The 17,962-nt window shown below is 65.5% G+C and carries 16 protein-coding genes; 13 read left to right on the plus strand and 3 right to left on the minus strand.

What is annotated here, in order from left to right:
• Positions 1–70: 70 nt before the first annotated feature.
• On the minus strand, positions 71–982 hold the full coding sequence (locus ACE3TY_RS18155; protein ID WP_374655585.1) for a polysaccharide deacetylase family protein: 912 nt from the start codon (positions 980–982) through the stop codon (positions 71–73).
• A gap of 233 nt (positions 983–1,215) precedes the next feature.
• Here ACE3TY_RS18155 and ACE3TY_RS18160 point away from each other — a divergent pair, with 233 nt between their 5' ends.
• Positions 1,216–2,067: a MurR/RpiR family transcriptional regulator gene (locus tag ACE3TY_RS18160; RefSeq protein ID WP_374655587.1), complete on the plus strand. Its 852-nt coding sequence runs from the start codon at positions 1,216–1,218 to the stop codon at positions 2,065–2,067.
• Here ACE3TY_RS18160 and ACE3TY_RS18165 read toward each other — a convergent pair.
• Entirely contained in the window at positions 2,033–3,124 is a 1,092-nt protein-coding gene (locus ACE3TY_RS18165; protein WP_374655589.1) for a Gfo/Idh/MocA family protein, read from the minus strand. The two genes, ACE3TY_RS18160 and ACE3TY_RS18165, sit on opposite strands and share 35 nt — an antisense overlap.
• A 172-nt stretch (positions 3,125–3,296) precedes the next feature.
• Here ACE3TY_RS18165 and ACE3TY_RS18170 point away from each other — a divergent pair, with 172 nt between their 5' ends.
• The 6 genes from ACE3TY_RS18170 to iolB are packed head-to-tail and all read left to right on the plus strand — an operon-like array spanning position 3,297 to position 10,845.
• Complete coding sequence (locus ACE3TY_RS18170; RefSeq protein WP_374655591.1) at positions 3,297–4,481, plus strand: ABC transporter permease; 1,185 nt, start codon at positions 3,297–3,299, stop codon at positions 4,479–4,481.
• Positions 4,482–4,490: 9 nt separating this feature from the next.
• Complete coding sequence (locus tag ACE3TY_RS18175) at positions 4,491–5,282, plus strand: ATP-binding cassette domain-containing protein (protein ID WP_374655593.1); 792 nt, start codon at positions 4,491–4,493, stop codon at positions 5,280–5,282.
• Positions 5,279–7,213 carry a 5-dehydro-2-deoxygluconokinase gene (iolC, locus tag ACE3TY_RS18180; protein ID WP_374655595.1) on the plus strand — a complete coding sequence of 645 codons (1,935 nt, stop codon included), beginning with the start codon at positions 5,279–5,281 and terminating at the stop codon, positions 7,211–7,213. The genes ACE3TY_RS18175 and iolC overlap by 4 nt, the downstream gene beginning before the upstream one ends.
• A gap of 21 nt (positions 7,214–7,234) precedes the next feature.
• The gene (gene iolD / locus ACE3TY_RS18185) at positions 7,235–9,073 is read left to right on the plus strand and encodes a 3D-(3,5/4)-trihydroxycyclohexane-1,2-dione acylhydrolase (decyclizing) (RefSeq protein ID WP_374655597.1); all 1,839 of its coding nucleotides are present in this window, start codon (positions 7,235–7,237) and stop codon (positions 9,071–9,073) included.
• A 35-nt stretch (positions 9,074–9,108) separates the two neighbouring features.
• Entirely contained in the window at positions 9,109–10,011 is a 903-nt protein-coding gene (gene iolE, locus ACE3TY_RS18190) for a myo-inosose-2 dehydratase (protein WP_374655599.1), read from the plus strand.
• Between the two features lie 15 nt (positions 10,012–10,026).
• Complete coding sequence (gene iolB / locus ACE3TY_RS18195) at positions 10,027–10,845, plus strand: 5-deoxy-glucuronate isomerase (protein ID WP_374655601.1); 819 nt, start codon at positions 10,027–10,029, stop codon at positions 10,843–10,845.
• A 15-nt stretch (positions 10,846–10,860) separates the two neighbouring features.
• On the opposite strand, the gene ACE3TY_RS18200 is transcribed toward iolB, so the two are convergent.
• Positions 10,861–11,799: an aldo/keto reductase gene (locus tag ACE3TY_RS18200; RefSeq protein ID WP_374655603.1), complete on the minus strand. Its 939-nt coding sequence runs from the start codon at positions 11,797–11,799 to the stop codon at positions 10,861–10,863.
• A gap of 235 nt (positions 11,800–12,034) precedes the next feature.
• On the opposite strand from ACE3TY_RS18200, the gene ACE3TY_RS18205 reads away from it, so the two are divergent.
• The 6 genes from ACE3TY_RS18205 to ACE3TY_RS18230 all read left to right on the plus strand — a co-directional run bounded on the left by ACE3TY_RS18205 (position 12,035) and on the right by ACE3TY_RS18230 (position 17,648).
• Positions 12,035–12,946: a Gfo/Idh/MocA family oxidoreductase gene (locus tag ACE3TY_RS18205; RefSeq protein ID WP_374655605.1), complete on the plus strand. Its 912-nt coding sequence runs from the start codon at positions 12,035–12,037 to the stop codon at positions 12,944–12,946.
• Positions 12,943–13,641 (plus strand): cytidylyltransferase domain-containing protein, encoded by a 699-nt coding sequence (locus ACE3TY_RS18210; protein ID WP_374655607.1) that lies wholly within the window; start codon positions 12,943–12,945, stop codon positions 13,639–13,641. Before ACE3TY_RS18205 ends, ACE3TY_RS18210 begins: the two co-directional genes overlap by 4 nt.
• Positions 13,638–14,930 (plus strand): hypothetical protein, encoded by a 1,293-nt coding sequence (locus ACE3TY_RS18215; protein ID WP_374655609.1) that lies wholly within the window; start codon positions 13,638–13,640, stop codon positions 14,928–14,930. The genes ACE3TY_RS18210 and ACE3TY_RS18215 overlap by 4 nt, the downstream gene beginning before the upstream one ends.
• A 10-nt stretch (positions 14,931–14,940) precedes the next feature.
• Positions 14,941–15,939: a Gfo/Idh/MocA family protein gene (locus ACE3TY_RS18220; RefSeq protein WP_374655611.1), complete on the plus strand. Its 999-nt coding sequence runs from the start codon at positions 14,941–14,943 to the stop codon at positions 15,937–15,939.
• A gap of 77 nt (positions 15,940–16,016) precedes the next feature.
• Positions 16,017–16,694, plus strand: coding sequence for an HAD family hydrolase (locus tag ACE3TY_RS18225; RefSeq protein WP_374655613.1), 678 nt, complete (start codon positions 16,017–16,019; stop codon positions 16,692–16,694).
• 3 nt (positions 16,695–16,697) lie between these two features.
• A complete protein-coding gene (locus tag ACE3TY_RS18230) occupies positions 16,698–17,648 on the plus strand; it encodes a sugar-binding transcriptional regulator (RefSeq protein WP_374655615.1) in 951 nt (316 codons plus the stop codon).
• Positions 17,649–17,962: the final 314 nt, after the last annotated feature.

A 17,962-nucleotide genomic window follows, 5' to 3' on the forward strand; every position in this document is an offset into this window, starting at 1 on the left:
CCCGTTTGCGCGTTGATTGTGTCGTTACGCTTATGGCCTTCTGGAAATCCGGGCTTCTTGTTCGTGGCCCTCAAATCTGGCGGGCGGCCTGCTTCGTCCTGGTTCCGCGCAAGCCGTCGCGAAAGCCGCGCATGCCGACAAGTTCGCAATCCTGGAACAGCGGGCCGGTGAAGCCCTTATCCTGGAACAAGGCGAATTCCTCGGTGCGGATATGGGCCGAGCCGGGTTCGATCGCCTCGATCTCGCCCGGCGCATTGAAATGCAGCGCCGGGAAATTGAGCCCCGGTTCCAGCCGCGCCATCAGATCGGCATAGGCGGCCTTGGTCGATTCCTGGCGCACCCAGGGCGTTTCCAGCACCCGGTCGGCGAGGGCGATGCCGGCGGCGGCGGCGCGTTCGGCGGCTTTCTCCAGCGGCGCGGTGTTGGTGAGATCGCCCAGATTGTGGCGCGGGTCGTAATCGGTGTAGGCGCGCGTCAGCAGCACCGGCAAGGCGTAATCGAGCGCGACGCGCACATAGGTCTCGACGAATTCCGGGCAGAGCAGGGCGCCCATATGGCTGTCGACATGGGTCACGTCGATGCCGACGGCGAGCGCTGCATCGATCTGGGCGCGCAGTTCCGCCTCGACCGCGTCGGGAACCGCGTGCCGGCGCAACTCGCCGACCGTGCGCCAGGCGTAGCCGTCGCCATCGGCAAGCCCGGCGGCCGGCGAGGGTCTGGTGAGGGGCCGCCAGCGATAGAATGATTTTTCCGCGTTGAGCGTCAGATGGACGCCGATATCGAGCGCGGGATGCGCTGCCTGCAGGGCGGCGATTTCCAGGAACCAGGGGCAGGGCACCATGACCGAACCGGACGTGCAGACGCCGCGCTGCGACAGGTCGAGAAAGGCCGTGTTTGCGCCGTGGCACATGCCAAGATCGTCCTCATGGACGACGATTTGCTTCACCGCTGTCTGGCTTGCAGTCATGGTTGATGCCGGCATGATCGAAACGGTCTCCCTCCGCTGCGTATCCGAAGTTTCCCGCGCGGTCTTTCTGCCGCATTGCGAAAACTTATTCTGTCGGCTGGACGATACAGAACTTTTGTTCCATTATCAACAGAGCTTTTAGGTGTTCATTCCATCTGCTCATGGGCCGGCTCCCTGGACCGGTCCATGACCCTTGATTTCCGTCGGCGCGCGCGGCACTTAGCTGGCGCCTTACCCGGGAGACTGGCGTGGAACGCAGTTACGAATCGCTGAAGCAGGAAATCGCCGAACGGCACGATCAATTGCCCAGGAGGCTGCTGCAGATCGCCGAGTTCACCATGGAACAGCCGGATTTCGTGGCGCTGGAGACCGTGGCCAACATCGCCGACAAGGCCAAGGTGCAGCCTTCGAGCCTCATCCGCTTTGCCAAGCTGTTCGGCTTCGACGGCTTTTCGGACATGCAGCAGGTCTTCCGCTCGCGCCTCATCGACCGGGTGGTGAGCTATGGCGAACGCATCCGCGCCGCCGAATCGGCCGATGCCGCGAGCGCGTCGCCCAACGGCGTGTTGGAACAATTGATCATGGCGGACTCGGCCTCGCTGGAGCGTCTCAGCCGCGACGTACCGGCGGCCGATCTCGAACGCGTCGCCGAAATGCTGGCCAGCGCCCATATCATCGGCGTGACCGCCCAGCGCCGTTCCTTTCCGGTGGCGGCCTATCTTGCCTATGCGCTCAGCCATCTCGGCCAGCGCGCGGTGCTCTTGGACAGCATCGGCGGCATGAGTGGCGAACAGGCGCGGCTGCTCTCGGCCGACGATGCGCTGATCGCCGTAAGCTTCACCCCTTACGCGCCGGAGACCCTGTCGGTCGTGGCGCAGGCCAAGGCGCAAGGTGCCAAGATCATCGCCATCACCGATAAGGGGTTGAGCCCGCTGGTGTCGCTGGCCGATATCCGCTTCGAGGTGGAGGAGGCGCAGATCAAGGGCATCCGCTCATTGACCGCGACCACTTGCCTGGCCGTGGCGCTGGTGCTCTCGCTCGGCCACCGCCTCGAAGCGGCGGCCCTCAAGCGGCAGCCAGCCGCCCGATCGAAGCGATAAGCGCCATGTCCTTGCGCGCATGGCTGATGCCCGTGCGCACCGTAACACCGTCGACGATGGCCGCGTAGAACCCTTCCAATTCCGCTAGATATGGCTCGGCATAGCCGTCGCGGATCTCGGCCGATTCATAGCGCTGCCCGTTCGAGCGCTGCACGACGAGCCGCGTCGGCTGGTGATTGAGATAGGGCGCCGGGAAGATCAGCTCGACGATGCGGTCGTCAAAATGCAGCGCCACCCGCTCGCGATATTCAGCAAGATGCGGCACGTTGAGATGCGTCATCTGCCACAGCGCCTGGTCGTCGCCGATACGCATGATGGCGCTGGCGCCTTCGGCTTCGGCGAATACCTGTGCTGCCACCGCCTTGACGTCGTCGAGCCCCAGATGATCGAGGAAGCCGTGCACCAGATTGACGTCATGCACCAGACTTGAACAGAAGGCGCCGGTATAGCCGCGTAAAGTGGCCCCGCCGATCTCGCGCCCCAAGGCCGCCGTCACCTGGACCAGCGTCTCGGCGCGGCCCTGCGCGATCATCTCCGGCGTCACGTCATCGCTCGGCCGGTATTGATGATGCCCCATCTGATAGATGGCCTCGGGTTCCGTCTTCTCGACCGAAATATAGCGCAGGCGTGGGCCCAGCCCGTCGATGAGGTCGAGCGTCGCCTGATAGCTGGCATCGAAGCGTTTCATATAGGCCACTTGCACGACCTTGCCGGCTTTCATCTGCGCATGCGCCAGGCGATCGGCATCGGCCGGGTCATAGCAGAGCGGCTTTTCCGCCAGCACATGGAGCCCGGCGCCGAGCGCCTGCTCGACCGCCGCCACATGGCGGAAATCGGGCGCCGCGATGAGGAGCGCGTCCAGCTTGCGCGCGAGCAGCGCATCGAGCGACGGGTCGGTCTTGAGCCCGAAGCGGCTTTCCATGAAGCCGCGCGCCTTGGCGGACGGATCGGCCACGGCAACCAGGTCGAAGCGTTCGCGCAGGTGCAGCAGATTGGGCACATGTTCAACTTGGGCCACCATGCCGGCACCGAAAACGCCGATCCGCAAACGAGTCATGAAATTCCACCCTCCCACGATCCTCCGCAAAACGCGGAGTACGATTTTTGTTGAAATTTAGAAATTTTGTTCCATCATGGTCAGTAAATAGAAATGGCGACCCTAAATCAAGGGGCCGCAAATCAATATCCGCCCGCATGGAAGCAAGCGGCGCGCAGGGGAGCAAGTGACGATGAACAGCCAAGACCATCCGGCGGCCCAGGCCGTCCCGATCGAGACGCCGGTCGGATCTGGCGCCACCTCCGTTCCACCGCCACATCGTGACGAAAGACTGCGTGACGAAAGACTGCGCAAGGTGCCGCTCTGGCGCCAGATCATGATGCGCCCGGAACTGGGCTCCATCGCCGGCACGGTTCTGGTCTTCCTCTTCTTCCTGTCCGTCGCCGGCGATTCCGGCATGTTCAGTGCCAAGGGCATGGTCAACTTCCTCGAAGTCTCGGCCCAGCTCGGCATCCTCGCCGCCATCGCGGCCCTGCTGATGATCGGCGGCGAGTTCGACCTCTCGGTCGGTTCGATGATCGCCTTCGCCAGCATGACCATCGCCATCCCCTCCATGGTCTGGGGCTGGCCGCTTTGGATCTGCATCCTGCTGGCCTTCGTCGTCTCGGCGGGCATCGGCTTCATCAACGGCATCATCGTGGTGCGGACCGGCCTGCCCTCCTTCATTGTGACGCTGGCCGGCTTCTTCGTGCTGCGCGGCCTCACCTTGGCGCTGACCCGCGCCATCACCAACCGCACCCAGGTCTCCGGCCTCAACGATCTGGTGGCGCAGGATCCCTTGGGGCCGTTCTTCTCCGGCGACGTGCTCGAAGGCTTCTTCCAATGGATGGCGCGCATGGGCTGGATCGCCGCGCGGCCCGACGGTCTGCCGCTGGCCACCGGCCTGCCGGTTTCCGTCGTCTGGTGGGTGCTGCTGACGGCGGTGGCGACCTGGATCCTGCTGCGCACGCGCTTTGGCAATTGGATCTTCGCCACCGGCGGCGATCCGGTGGCGGCGCGCAATGTCGGCGTGCCGGTGGCGCGTGTCAAAATCCTGCTGTTCATGGCGATGGCGATGACGGCGACATTGTTTGCGGCGATCCAGGTGCTCGATTCCGGTTCCGCCGACACGCTCCGCGGCACGCAGAAGGAATTCGAGGCGATCATCGCCGTGGTGATCGGCGGCACCTTGCTCACCGGCGGCTACGGTTCGGCGGTCGGTGCCTCCTTCGGTGCGCTCATCTTCGGCACCGTGCAGATGGGCATCTTCTATACCGGCGTCGATACCGACTGGTTCAAGGTCTTCCTCGGCATCATGGTGCTGGTGGCCGTTCTCTTCAACAATTACGTCCGCAAACGCGCGACGGGCTCGCGCTGAGGTGCCGTCATGACTGAAGCAACCCCCGTCCTTGCTCTGCAAAACGTCAGCAAATATTTCGGCACCGTCATCGCGCTGCGCGATGTCTCCATCGCCGCCAAGGCCGGCGAGGTGCTGTGCCTGCTGGGCGACAATGGCGCCGGCAAATCGACCCTCATCAAGACCCTGTCCGGCGTGCATAGACCCAGCGAAGGGCGGATCCTCATCGATGGGCACCCGATCGAATTCGACTCGCCCCGCGCCGCACTCGATCTCGGCATCGCCACGGTGTTCCAGGATCTGGCGACCGTCCCGCTGATGAGTATCGCGCGCAATTTCTTCATGGGCCGCGAGCCGGTCCTGGGGCGGGGACCCTTCCGGCGCATGGATTGGGATCTCATGTGCCGCACCACGCGCGACGAGATGGCGAATCTCGGCATCGACGTGCGCGATCCGACGCAGGCGGTCGGCACGCTCTCGGGCGGCGAGCGGCAATGCCTCGCCATCGCCCGCGCCGTGCATTTCGGCGCCCGCGTGCTGATCCTCGACGAACCCACCTCGGCGCTCGGCGTCCACCAGGCCTCCGTGGTGCTGCGCATCATCGTGCGGGCCAGGGCGCGGGGGCTCGCCGTCATCTTCATCACCCACAATGTCCATCATGCCTATCCGGTGGCCGACGAATTCACCATCCTCAATCGCGGCCGTTCCATCGGCACCTTCCGCAAGGCGGATGTCACGCGCGACGCGGTGCTTGAAATGATGGCGGGCGGCAAGGAACTGGTCGATCTCGAAGCCGAATTGAAGGCGGCGAGTGCCGCATGAGATTTCTTCCCAAGGACGCGCGCAAGCTCGACATCGTCACCATCGGCCGCTCCTCGGTCGACCTCTATGGCCAGCAGGCCGGCGGGCGGCTCGAGGATATGGCCTCCTTCGCCAAATATATCGGCGGCTGTCCCACCAACATCGCCGTGGGGGCGTCGCGCTTAGGCTTGCGCTCCGCCGTCATCACGCGGGTAGGCGACGAGCATATGGGCCGCTTCATCCGCGAACAGCTGGAAGTGGAAGGGGTCGATACGCGCGGTGTCGCGACCGATCCCGCGCGCCTCACGGCCCTCGTCATCCTCGGCATCCGCGACAAGGAACATTTCCCGCTCATCTTCTACCGCGAAAACTGCGCCGACATGGCGCTGGAGGCGGCCGATATCGACCCCGCTTTCATTGCCGAGGCGCGCGCCGTCCTGGTCACCGGCACGCATCTGTCCAAGCCCAATCTCGCCGCCGCCAGCAGGCGCGCGATGGAGCTGGCGCGCAAGAACGGTGCCGTCACCATCCTCGACATCGACTACCGCCCTGTCCTCTGGGGCATCGGCGGCCATGGCACCGGCGAAATCCGCTTCGTCGACAATGCGGCGGTGAGCCAGCATCTCATGGCGATCCTGCCCGATTGCGACATCGTCGTCGGCACCGAGGAGGAAGTGCATATTGCCGGCGGCTCGACCGATACACTGGCCGCATTGCGCAACATCCGCGCGCGGACCCAGGCGCTCATCGTCATGAAGCGGGGGCCGCTGGGCTGCGTCGCCTATCCGGCGGCGATCCCGGCAAGTCTCGACGGCGCGCTCGCCGATACCGGCTTCCCGGTCGAGGTCTATAATGTGCTCGGTGCCGGCGACGGATTCATGAGCGGCCTGCTGCGCGGCCTGCTGGGTGGCGAGGATCTGCCCACGGCGATGCGCATGGCCAATGCCTGCGGTGCGCTCGTCGTTTCGCGCCATGGCTGCGCGCCGGCAAGCCCCACTTGGCGCGAACTCAAGCATTTCCTCGACCATGGCAGCGCGCAGCACGCCTTGCGCAAGGATGCCGTCCTCAACGATCTGCATTGGTCCACCACGCGTCGGCGCGCCTGGCCCGAAATCTGCGCGCTGGCCTTCGATCATCGCGTGCAGCTCGAACGCCTCGCCGGCCAGACGGGTGCCTCGCAGACGCGCATCCCGGTTCTGAAGCGGCTCATCTATGAAGCGGCGGCCAAGGCTTTTGGCGACGATCCCGCTTTCGGCATCATCCTCGACGACCGTTTCGGCAGCGATGTGCTGGCCCATGCCACCGGGCGCGGCCATTGGATCGCGCGCCCCGTGGAACTGCCCGAGCAGATTCCGCTGGTCTTCGAGGGCGGCCGCGATATCGGCAGCGTGCTCCGCGAATGGCCGGTCGAGCATACGGTGAAATGCCTCGTCTACCAGAAGCCGGCCGACGGTCCCAACATCACCGGCCCGCAGGAAGACCGGTTGCAGGCTCTGTTCGAGGCCTGCCGGCAGACGGGGCACGAACTGCTGCTGGAGATCATCCCCGACAAGACAAGGCCCGGCGACGGCGCCATGGTCGCCGCCATGATCCAGCGATATTATGAGGTCGGGCTGAAGCCGGATTGGTGGAAGCTCGCCGCCCCCGACGATCAGGCCGGCTGGTCGGCCATCGCGGAGGTCGTGCGGTCGCGCGATCCCGATTGCCGTGGCGTGCTGTTGCTGGGCCTCGACGCGCCGGAACCGGATCTGGTGAAGACGCTCACCGCCGCGGCGGCGCAACCGATCTGCCGCGGCTTTGCCATCGGCCGCTCCGTCTTCTCGCAGCCAGCGGAAAGCTGGCTGCGGAACAGGACGGACGACGCGGCTTTCGTCACGGAAGTGGCGGCGCGCTATCGTCGGCTCATCGATGTCTGGCGCCAGGCGCGCGGGCGCCACAGCGCCGTGGCGTGAGGAAACAGGAAGCAAGCGATCATGAAGACCATCCGTTTGACCATGGCCCAGGCCCTGCTGCGCTATCTGCGCGCGCAGGAGATTGAGATCGATGGGCATCGTGTGCCCATCCTTGCCGGCATGTTCGCCATCTTCGGCCATGGCAACGTGGCCGGGCTCGGCGAGGCGCTGGCGGCGGTGGCCGACGAATTCCCGACCTACCGCGCCCAGAACGAACAATCCATGGCCCATGCCGCCATCGCCTTTGCCAAGGCGCAGAATCGCCGCCGCATCTTAGGCTGCACGACATCGGTTGGACCGGGTGCCACGAACATGCTGACGGCCGCCGCCGTCGCCCATGTCAACCGCCTGCCGCTCCTCCTCCTCCCCGGCGACATTTTCGCCAACCGCCGGCCGGACCCGGTGCTGCAGCAGATCGAGAGCTTCGGCGATGCGACCCTCTCGGCCAATGATTGCTTCAAGCCGGTCGCGCGCTATTGGGACCGCATCACGCGCCCCGAACAATTGCTGACCAGCCTGCCCCAGGCGCTGCGCGTCCTCACCGATCCCGTGGATTGCGGCCCCGTGGTGCTGTGCCTGCCGCAGGATGTGCAGACCGAGGCCACCGACTATCCGCTCGATTTCTTTGCGCCTAAGCTGCATCTCTGGCGCCGGCCGGCGCCCGACGCCACGGAACTCGCCTCTGCAGTTGCGATGATGCGCGCCGCCAAGGCGCCGCTCGTCATCGCCGGCGGTGGCGTCAAGTACAGCGAGGCGGGCGCCGCCTTGCGCGCGCTCGCCGAAGCGCACGACCTCCCCATCGCCGAAACCCAGGCAGGGAAGGGTGTGCTTCCCTGGGATCACAAACTGCAGATGGGCGGCATCGGCGTCACCGGCTCCGCCGCCGCCAACGATCTGGCGCGCGAGGCCGATTGCATCCTGGCCGTGGGCACGCGCCTGCAGGATTTCACCACCGGCTCCCATGCCTTGTGGGGCGCCAGGCTCATCCAGCTCAACACCGCATCCTTCGATGCGGTGAAGCAGGGCGCACAGCCCTTGGTGGCCGACGCCAAAATCGGCATCGAAGCGCTGGGCAACGCCCTCAAAGGCTGGCGCAGCCCCGCCGCCTGGACCGCGCGCGCATTGCAGGGCGTCGCCGCCTGGAACAGAACCGTCGATGCCCGCACCTCACCGCAGCCGAATGCCGGCAACGCGCTGCCCTCGGATGCGCAGGTGCTGGGCGCCATCAACCGTTCGGCCGAACCCCAAGACATCATGATCAACGCCGCCGGCGGCATGCCGGGCGAGCTTCACAAACTGTGGCGCGCGCATCGGCCGGAAGGCTACCATCTCGAATACGGCTATTCCTGCATGGGCTACGAGATCGCCGGCGGCCTTGGCATCAAGCTCGCTTTTCCCGGCCGCCGCGTCATCGTCATCGTCGGCGACGGTTCCTATCTCATGATGAATTCGGAAATCGTCTCCTCGGTCATGATGGGCGCCAAGCTCGACATCGTGGTGCTCGACAATAGCGGCTTCGGCTGCATCAACCGCCTGCAGCAGGCGGTGGGCGGAAGACCCTTCAACAATCTCTTCGAGGACGTGAAGCGCGTGCGCGACGTGAAGATCGACTTCGCCGCCCATGCCCGCTCGATGGGGGCTTTCGCCGAAAAGGTCTCCAGCATCGCCGCGCTTGAGACAGCCCTGACCCGCGCCAAGACCCAGGACCGCACCAGCGTCATCGTCATCGATACCGACCCCTTGAACTCGACCGCCGACGGCGGCGCCTGGTGGGACGTGCCGGTGCCCCAGGTCTCGACCCGCGAGCAGGTGACGAAGGCGCGGGCCGGTTACGACAAGGCCATCGCCGGCCGCGACTGAAATCATTTCAATCATCACATAACGGAAAACGGATCATGAGCGTCAAACTCGGCATCAACCCCATCGGCTGGACCAACGATTGCATGGCGTGGCTGGGCGATCTCATCCCCTTGAACACGCTGCTCTCGGAGGCGCGCGCGGCGGGCTTCAGCGGTGTGGAACTGGGGCGGAAATACCCGAAGCAACCCAAGAAATTGAAATCCCTTCTCGACCGCCACGACCTCTCGCTGGTCTCCGGCTGGTATTCGGCGCGGCTTCTGGAGCGTGACGCCAAGGCCGAGATCGCCGCCATGGCCGATCATCTGGCCCTCATGAAAGGCTGCGGCGCCAAGGTCATGGTCTTTGCCGAAACGACCGGCGACATCGTCCTCAATGTCGGCGCTGGCTTCTCGGCACGACCCAAGGTCAGCAGCGCCGCGCAATGGAAGCTGCTCGGCCAGCGCATGACCGATGTGGCCGAATATATGCTAGGTCAGGGCGTGCAGATGGCGGTGCATCATCACATGGGCACACCCATCGAAAGCCAGCAGGATGTCGACCGGCTGATGGAGAATACCGGCCCGGCGGTGGGCCTCCTGCTCGATACCGGCCATATGACCGTGGCCGGCGGCGATCCGGTCGCGGTGGCGAAGAAGCATGCCCAGCGCATCCGTCACGTCCATTGCAAGGATGTGCGCCGCTATGCCCTCGAAGCCTGCCGCCGGCGCGACACCAGTTTCTCCGAAGCCGTGCTGTGCGGCCTCTTCACCGCACCCGGCGATGGCATCGTCGACTATGGCAAGGTCTTCGGCATCCTTGGGAAGGCCGGCTACAAGGGCTGGCTGGTGCAGGAGGCGGAGCAGGACCCGCGCGTCGCCAACCCGAAAATCTATGCCGAGCTCGGCAACGCCTATTTGCGCGCCACCGCCAAGGCTGCCAAGCTGCGCGTCGGCGAATAGGCGAAAGGGAACATCATGGCCAACCAGTCGCGCGATCTGTTGGTGAAGGCGAAGGCGCCGGACGCAAACGGCCGGGTCCATCACGTGACGCCGGAGAGCGCGCATTGGGATCATGTCGGCTTCGACCTCTATCGCCTCAAGAACAAACAGGTGCTGGATGTGCCGGCCGACGGGCGCGAGCATTGCCTCGTCCTCGTCGCCGGTCGCGCCGACGTCACGGCCGGCACGGAGATCTTCAGGAATATCGGCGAGCGCAATTCACCCTTCGAGGGCAAGGCGCCCTATGCGGTCTATGCGCCTGCCGGCACGGCCTGCCGCATCGGCGCGATCGGCGATGTGGAACTGGCCGTCTGTTCGGCGCCCGGCACCCATCGCGACACGCCCGTTCGCCTGATCCGCCCCGCCGATGTCGGCTATGAGGAACGCGGCAAGGGCAGCAATGTCCGCCATGTCTACAACATCCTCCCCGAATCCGCGCCGGCCGACAGTTTGCTGGTGGTCGAGGTGGTGACGCCAGGCGGCAATTGGTCTTCCTATCCGCCGCACAAGCACGACACCTCGGCGGCCCCGCAGGAGACGAAGCTGGAGGAGACCTATTATCACCGTCTCAATCCATCGCAGGGCTTCGCCTTCCAGCGCGTCTATACGGACGATCGCAGCATCGACCAGACCATGGCGGTCGAGGATGGCGATCTCGTCATGGTGCCCGAAGGCTATCACCCGGTCGGCGCCCCGCATGGCTACGACCTCTATTACCTCAACGTCATGGCCGGCCCCGAGCGCCGCTGGTGCTTCAAGAACGACCCCCGGCACGAATGGATGCTGAAGCGCTAGCCGGCACCCGCGCTCTCACCACTTTCCCGGATCGAGCAGCCAGTCGTCGAAGGCGGGGCGGGTTGCCTCGATATGCGCCATCTGCCGCGCGTCGAGCGGCGGCTCCTCGAACAGGCGCAGATTCTCGACAAGCTGATGCTCATTCTCGACGCCGCTCACCAGCCCGTCGAGCCAGCCGAGGCCCCGGAGATAGCTCACCGCCAGCTGCGCGACGCCGCCGAGGCCGAATTCCCGCGTCAGCGTGGCGAGCCAGTCGATGAGGGCCGGAGCTGCCGCGCAGCGCGGCGGCCAGCCGGAAGGCTCCTTCTGCAGCAACACGCCTTGCAGGAAGATACTGCGCGCATGCACGGTGACGTCAGACCGTCGGGCAAATCGTTCCGCAGCACTCAACACCGTCCAGCGCCGGTCGAGGATGTTGATCGGCACCTGCATGTGCTTGATGTCGGGATCGTCGAGGAAGGCGATCGCCTCCTGCGGCGTCACCGCCGATATGCCGATCTCGCCGATGATGCCGGCATCGCGGAATTCCAGCAGCCGGCGCCAGGCGGCACCGTTCCAGGCGTGACGCAGATAGACGAGATGCAGCATGACGATCGGCAGATGCTTCGTCCGCAGCGCCCGGCAGGAGGCGCCGATGCTCTCCTCGACCGCCGCCCTGGCCATGGTCTCGCTGGCATCGGCCGCCATATGCTGCAGGGGATGCAGCTTGGTGACGATGCGGCTGCCGGGGGGCAAGGGGTTGTGCGCCGGATCGAAGGCATCGCCCAGGCGAAGTTCCGCCTCGCCGTAATTGCGCGCGGTATCGAATTCGCGCACGCCCAGCGCCGCCGCCCGCCGCATCAGCGCCACGGCCTCGTCATGGCTGGGAAAGCTGAACTTGCGCAGCTTGCCGTACTGGGCGCCGAGCTGGACCGAGCCAAGCACGAAATGCGCCGGCGCCTTGGCAGCACTCATGGCTCCCGTTCCACGGGAGGCCCGCTCGGCGTGGGCGCTGGCGGGCGAAGGATACCGGCTTGCGCCCGAACCATGATGTTCATTGACAAACTCTGACCTGGATGGGTTATTAAGCTGGAGTTTGGCAGAAATTCCCTTCCGCTAGCAATAGCTTGCTGGCTGGCCCCAGCCACGACGCAGGCCTCGACGGCGCCCGGTATCCGATATGTCGCAAACTGTTTCTGACGCCGCATCGATGCTTGAAGGACCCGATCTGCGCCTTGGCATCATCGGCGGCAGCCCCGGCAACGGTCATCCCTTTTCCTGGGCGGCGATCTGCAACGGCTATGATGCGGGCGCGATGGCGAGCTGTCCTTATCCCGGCATCCCGGCCTATCTCGCCCAGCGCCGCTTTCCCGACGACCGGCTCAAGCATGCGGCCGTCACGCATGTTTGGTGCCAGGATGCGGCTGAGGCGCGGCGGATCGCGGCGGCGAGCCTGATCCCGCATGTGGCGATGACGCCGGAGGAGATGATCGGCCGTGTCGACGGGCTGCTGCTGGCGCGGGACGACGCCGAAAATCACGCGCGTTTCGCGCTTCCCTTTCTGCAGGCCGGCCTGCCGGTCTATATCGACAAGCCGCTGGCGCTGAGCCGCGCCGCCGCCGAACGCCTCCTCGCCGAGGAGCGTTATCCCGGCCAGATCTTCACCGGCACCGCCGTCTCCTTCGCGCCGGAGATGAGTCTCGGCCCGGTCGAGGCCGCGCGCCTCGGCCGCCTGCGTCACGTGAGCGGCGTCACGCCAAAATACTGGGACACCTATGGCGTTCACGTGATCGAACCGGCCCTGCAAATGCTGGGTTTGGAGCGGGCGCCCGATCGGATCGCGGCCGCGGGCCAGGGCGCGCGGCGCTTGGTGAGCGCCATATGGCAAAAGGAAGATATGAGCGCGCAATTCGCGGCACTCGGCGGCATCTCGGCGCCGATCGCGCTGACGGTGCATGGCGAGAACGCTCACGCGACGCTGACCTTTACCGATTCCTTCACCGCCTTCCGCGCCGCGCTGCAGCAGTTCTGCGACGGCGTGCGCCGGCGCGAACGGCGCTTCAACCTGGCCCGCGCCTTGGCCGTAACCGACATCATCGAACGCGGACGGGTGCTGCCATGACGATTCCCGGCAGCGTCGCCATCATTCCGGCGCGGGGTGGCTCGCGCCGCATTCCCAGGAAGAATGTCGTCGATTTCATGGGCAAGCCGCTGATCGCCTGGAGCATCGAAGCGGCGCGCGCGAGCGGCCGCTTCGAAACCGTACTGGTCAGCACCGACGATGCCGAGATTGCCGAGATCGCCAGGGCGCACGGTGCCGAAGTTCCCTTCCTGCGCCGCGTCACCGGCGACGATCATTCGCCGGTCTCCCTGGCCACCGTCGAAGCGCTGGAACAATATGCCGCCTGGCGCGGGCGTCCGGCCGACCTGGTCATGCAGCTGTTGCCGACCTGTCCCTTGCGCTCGGAGCAGCATGTGCGGGACAGCCTCGACGCCTTTCTGCGGGGGGCGGCCGATTTCCTGCTGAGCTGCACCGATTACGGCCCGCTCAATCCCTGGTGGGCAATCTCGATCGCCACCGACGGCACGCCGCGCCCGCTGCATCCACGGGCGATGACGATGCGCTCCCAGGATCTCGAGACGGTCTATTGCCCATCCGGCGCCATCTGGATCGCGCGGGTGCCGGCGCTCCTGGCGTCCAGGACATTCTACGGACCCGGCCACCGGTTCTGGCCGATGGATTGGCGCGCCGCTGTCGATATCGACACGCCGGAAGACCTTGCCTTGGCGCGGGCGCTGGCGGTTGGAGGCATGTGACGGTCATGGGTTTCGAGGATATTCCCTTTGCCGCCAGGCTGACTTTCGATCGGCTGACCGGTGGCGTCGCCCGCGCGGCGGAAGGGATCGTGTCGCGCATCGATTGGGGCGACTGGCGGGCCGGACGGCCGACCGTCCTGTGCCTGCAGCGCGCCCTCTTTTCCAAGGACATCGCCGAACTGAAAAAGCGCGCCAATCTCAACTTGCCCTGTATCCATGTGGTGGCGGTCAAGCGCCCGCAGGAAAAATGGGTGCCGCCCAGATGGCGGCGGCAGGCGCATCTGTGGCACGACCTCAAGACCCGCCTGCCGGGCCTGCGTCACGATCTCGAAGCGTTTGGTGTCGCTTTCCTGAAAGCCGCCGCCGCCGTGCATCCGATCGACGCCGTTGCCGCCGCCAACACCGACTATTGGCAGGACGAGGCCTTGCGCATGGGGTGCCGCAAGCTGGGGCTTCCCTTCATTGCATTGTCACGCGAAAGCTATGGCATCGGCCGGGGCCGCGAATTCGTTTCCAACAACTACAAAAGCGGCAACTTCCATTTCGATGGGGCGGGCTGCGCCGTCGCCTCGGAAGTGTGCCGGCAGTTCATGCTGAGCCAGCCCGCCCTGCGCGATGCCGAGATTCGTGCGACCGGCTGGCCGCGTTACGATGCCTGGCGCGACTATGCGATACCGCCATTGCGGGAACGCAAGTGGGTGACGCTCATGGCCTATGGCGACCCGGTTCAGGTGCAATATGCGGCGGCGAACTTCCGCGACGTGCTGCAGGTATTCGCCCAGGCGGCCGAACGCCAGCTGGCCCTGCCGGAAACGGAGCGCCTCCACTTCGCCATCAAGATGAAGAAACGCAATGAGGACGGCTATATTCGTGCGATCCGCCCGGATCTCGATGCGCTCGGCGTGGAAATTCTTGCCGATATGCCCTTGCCGGAGATTGTCACCCGATCGCGCATGATCGTCGGATACAATACCTTGGCTGTACTGGAAGGCCTGCTGGCGAGTTGCGCCGTCGTCGTTCCGATTTGGAGCGATTCGGAGCGTGCGCCGTCTGCCAGCCTGCTTCATCCGGACAATGCGGCGGATGCGGAAGTGTGCTACTTCCCGCGCTCCGCCGCCGAGCTGGACCGACTGATGGCGGAGGCCGAGGCCGGCACCTTGCAGCCCAAGGGCACGCTGGAGCAGCGCTTGGCCCGCTTCAGCCGGCATTCGCTGGTCGATGCGCAATCGACGGCATCGGCCCGCTTCGAGGCGTTCGTGCGCGACCTCCTGGCGCGCAAGGCGGCATAGGAGAGGGGCGATGCGTGCAGTCGTCACGGGGACAGGCAGCATCGCCGCGCGGCACCTGCGCAATCTGCGGCAGCTTTTTCCGGCGGCGCGTCTGGCCGTCGTCGTGCGGCCGCACGGGGCCGGCGTTCCGGCTTCCATGGATGGGCTGGTGGACGAGAGCTTTACCGATCTTGTGGCGGCACTGGCGCAGCCGGCCGACCTTGGCATCGTCGCGACGCCCGCCTCGGTCCACGCGGCCCAGGCAGAGGTCTTTGCCGAACGCGGGATTCCGACGCTGATCGAAAAGCCGCTGGCGATGAGTGTCGCGGAGTGCGCAAGGCTGATCGAACTCGAAGCGCAAGGGAAGGCGCCGCTGATGGTCGGGTACTGCCTGCGCTATCATCCGCTGATTGCGGCCCTTCGGGAGAAGCTGGCCGACGGTGCCGTCGGTCGCATCTACAATGTTCGCGCCGAGGTCGGACAGTATCTTCCGAATTGGCGGCCCGGCACCGACTATCGGCGCGGCGTCACGGCGCAACGCTCACTCGGCGGCGGTGCGTTGATGGAGCTCAGCCACGAGCTCGATCTGGTTCGTACCCTCCTGGGCTCGCCTTATGCCGTCACGGCTGTCGCGGCCCGGATAAGCGAGCTGGAGACCGATGTCGAGGACGTGGCGGAGATCGTGACGCGCCATCGCATCGCCGGGCAGGAGGCGATTGCCAGCATTCATCTCGATCTGTTTCGCCGTATCCCGCGCCGTTTCATCGGCGTCGATGGCGACGCCGGCCATGCGGAACTCGATTTCGTGGCGGGGCGTCTGGTCGTGCGCTCGCTTGCCGGCGAGCCCGTCACGGTCGGCTTGCCGAAGGGCTTCGCGATCAACGATCTCTATCTGGCCGAAATCGGCGATCTGCTCGCGCCGCGGCCGCCGAAGATCGCCAGCTTCGCCGATGGCCTGGCGACGCTCCGTCTCATCGAAGCCGCGGCCCGCTCGGCCCGCGAGGGAAAGACCGTCCACGCGCCATATTGAGCTGAAAGATTGCCCGCGCGCATAGCACATGCTCTAATAACGGGAACATAGAGGGAACTTGTGGGGATTGGCGACGGATGGCGCGGTTCGACCTCATCATTTTCGATTGCGACGGTGTGCTGATCGATAGCGAGATGCTGGCCTGCAATGCGGTGCTGGGACAGCTGCGGCGCCACGGCATCGCCATGGATCTTGCCGACGTGATGGGGCGCTTCCTCGGGCGCGGGGCCGACGAGCTTGCGCGGCACTACGAAGCGGCCCTGCAAACGCCGATGCCGGATCGTTTCTTGACCGACCTGCGGCGCGACATGCGCGTGGCGTTCGAAGGCAATCTGGTGGCCATGCCATATGTCGCGACATTGTTGCAGCGGATCGCAGCCGATTACTGTCTCGCCTCATCGAGCGATCTGGAGCGGATCAAATTCTCCTTGCAACTGGCCGGCCTTTACTCCTACTTCGAGGGCCGCATTTTCACTTCGGGCATGGTGGCGCGTGCCAAGCCGGCACCGGATCTCTTCCTGCTGGCGGCGAGGGAGATGCGCTGCGATCCGGCACGATGCCTTGTGATCGAGGATAGTGTCAGCGGCATCAATGCGGGAAAGGCCGCTTCAATGCAGGTGTGGGGTTTCGTCGGGGGCAGTCACTATGCCGGCCGGGATGGCGCGGCACAGCTCGGCGCGGCCGGCGCCGACCGCGTCTTTGCGCATATGGCCGACATCGAGCGGGCTCTCGGGCAGGAAAGCGTGGCGGGCTAGTCCATGGCACAGAATGACGGCGACAAATCACGCCTCGACGATGCGGCGCGCGCCGGCTGGCTCTATTACATCGCCGGCCATACCCAGGACGAGATCGCCAGGAAGCTGCATGTGTCGCGGGCGACGGCGCAGCGCCTGGTTTCGCTGTGCCTTTCCGAACGTCTCATCACCTTCCGTCTTGAACATCCCATCGCCGCCTGCATGGAGCTGGCACGGCGCCTGAAGAATTCCTACGGCCTGCGCTATTGCGAAGTGGCGCCGACCGACCTTGCCAATCCATTGAATGTGGCCGGCATCGCCGAACGCGCCGCGGCCTTGCTCGAACAGACGCTGCGGGCCGAGAAGCCCACCATCATCGCCATCGGCACGGGTCGCGTCATGCGCGCCGCGGTCGAACAGATCGCCCCCATGGATTGTCCCAATCATCAGCTGGTCTCGCTGGTCGGCAACATCTCGCCCGACGGCTCGGCCAGCTTCTTCGACACGCTGGCGCGGCTGGCTGACCTCACCAAGGCGCGGCATTATCCGATGCCGCTGCCGGTCTTCGTCTCCTCGGAAACCGAGTGCCAGCAGCTGTTGCGCATCGCCGCGGTGACGCGCGTCCGCGCCATTGCCGGGAATGCGGATCTCCGCCTCGTCGGCATCGGGCAGATCGACCAGGGCGCGCAGCTCCATGTCGATGGCTTCATCGCGCGCGACGAACTCCTCGAACTCATGCGTCTGGGCGCCGTGGGCGAGGTCACGGCCTGGGCCTTCGATGCCGAAGGCCGCGTCATCGCCGGCGGCACCAACAACCGCGTCACTTCGGTCCCGCACCGCGTTCCGGCGGAATCCCTCACCGTGGGCGCCGCCCTCGGCCCCGCCAAGGTGGCCGCCATCCGCGCCGCCCTGAAAGGCCGCATCCTCAACGGCCTCATCACCGACGAAGCCACGGCGAAAGCGCTGCTCGGCTAAGGCTGTCTGGCAGCCGGGGGACACACTCGATGGATCCCCGCTTTCGCGGGGATGACAGGTGGGGCGGAGGGCCACTTTCCGTTGTCATCCCCGTGAACTCAGCGGATCCAGGGTTGGGACTGCCATGAGCTTCCCAGAACAGTTCCATATTTGTTCTTGACAAGGTCGTAGGAATTTGATACTAATGAGTTGTGCACACATTACCTCCGGTGCCCATCCGGAATCGCTCGGTTGTCCACGGCGCAAGCCTCGTTTCGGGGCGCAGGCCGCCATATCGCTCCCCTTGGCGGGAGCAGCCTGGGCCGGTGGCGAAC

The organism is Dongia sp., from assembly GCF_041918875.1.
GTDB lineage: Bacteria > Pseudomonadota > Alphaproteobacteria > Dongiales > Dongiaceae > Dongia.

What these genes read in the sequence shown, in the direction of transcription:
- ACE3TY_RS18175 (WP_374655593.1), top strand. Translation starts at nt 4,491, where the DNA reads ATGACTGAAGCAACCCCCGTCCTTGCTCTGCAAAACGTCAGCAAATAT.
- iolD (WP_374655597.1), top strand. Translation starts at nt 7,235, where the DNA reads ATGAAGACCATCCGTTTGACCATGGCCCAGGCCCTGCTGCGCTATCTG.
- ACE3TY_RS18200 (WP_374655603.1), bottom strand. Translation starts at nt 11,799, where the DNA reads ATGAGTGCTGCCAAGGCGCCGGCGCATTTCGTGCTTGGCTCGGTCCAG.
- ACE3TY_RS18165 (WP_374655589.1), bottom strand. Translation starts at nt 3,124, where the DNA reads ATGACTCGTTTGCGGATCGGCGTTTTCGGTGCCGGCATGGTGGCCCAA.
- iolC (WP_374655595.1), top strand. Translation starts at nt 5,279, where the DNA reads ATGAGATTTCTTCCCAAGGACGCGCGCAAGCTCGACATCGTCACCATC.
- ACE3TY_RS18170 (WP_374655591.1), top strand. Translation starts at nt 3,297, where the DNA reads ATGAACAGCCAAGACCATCCGGCGGCCCAGGCCGTCCCGATCGAGACG.
- ACE3TY_RS18220 (WP_374655611.1), top strand. Translation starts at nt 14,941, where the DNA reads ATGCGTGCAGTCGTCACGGGGACAGGCAGCATCGCCGCGCGGCACCTG.
- ACE3TY_RS18230 (WP_374655615.1), top strand. Translation starts at nt 16,698, where the DNA reads ATGGCACAGAATGACGGCGACAAATCACGCCTCGACGATGCGGCGCGC.
- ACE3TY_RS18225 (WP_374655613.1), top strand. Translation starts at nt 16,017, where the DNA reads ATGGCGCGGTTCGACCTCATCATTTTCGATTGCGACGGTGTGCTGATC.
- iolE (WP_374655599.1), top strand. Translation starts at nt 9,109, where the DNA reads ATGAGCGTCAAACTCGGCATCAACCCCATCGGCTGGACCAACGATTGC.
- iolB (WP_374655601.1), top strand. Translation starts at nt 10,027, where the DNA reads ATGGCCAACCAGTCGCGCGATCTGTTGGTGAAGGCGAAGGCGCCGGAC.
- ACE3TY_RS18155 (WP_374655585.1), bottom strand. Translation starts at nt 982, where the DNA reads ATGCCGGCATCAACCATGACTGCAAGCCAGACAGCGGTGAAGCAAATC.
- ACE3TY_RS18205 (WP_374655605.1), top strand. Translation starts at nt 12,035, where the DNA reads ATGCTTGAAGGACCCGATCTGCGCCTTGGCATCATCGGCGGCAGCCCC.
- ACE3TY_RS18210 (WP_374655607.1), top strand. Translation starts at nt 12,943, where the DNA reads ATGACGATTCCCGGCAGCGTCGCCATCATTCCGGCGCGGGGTGGCTCG.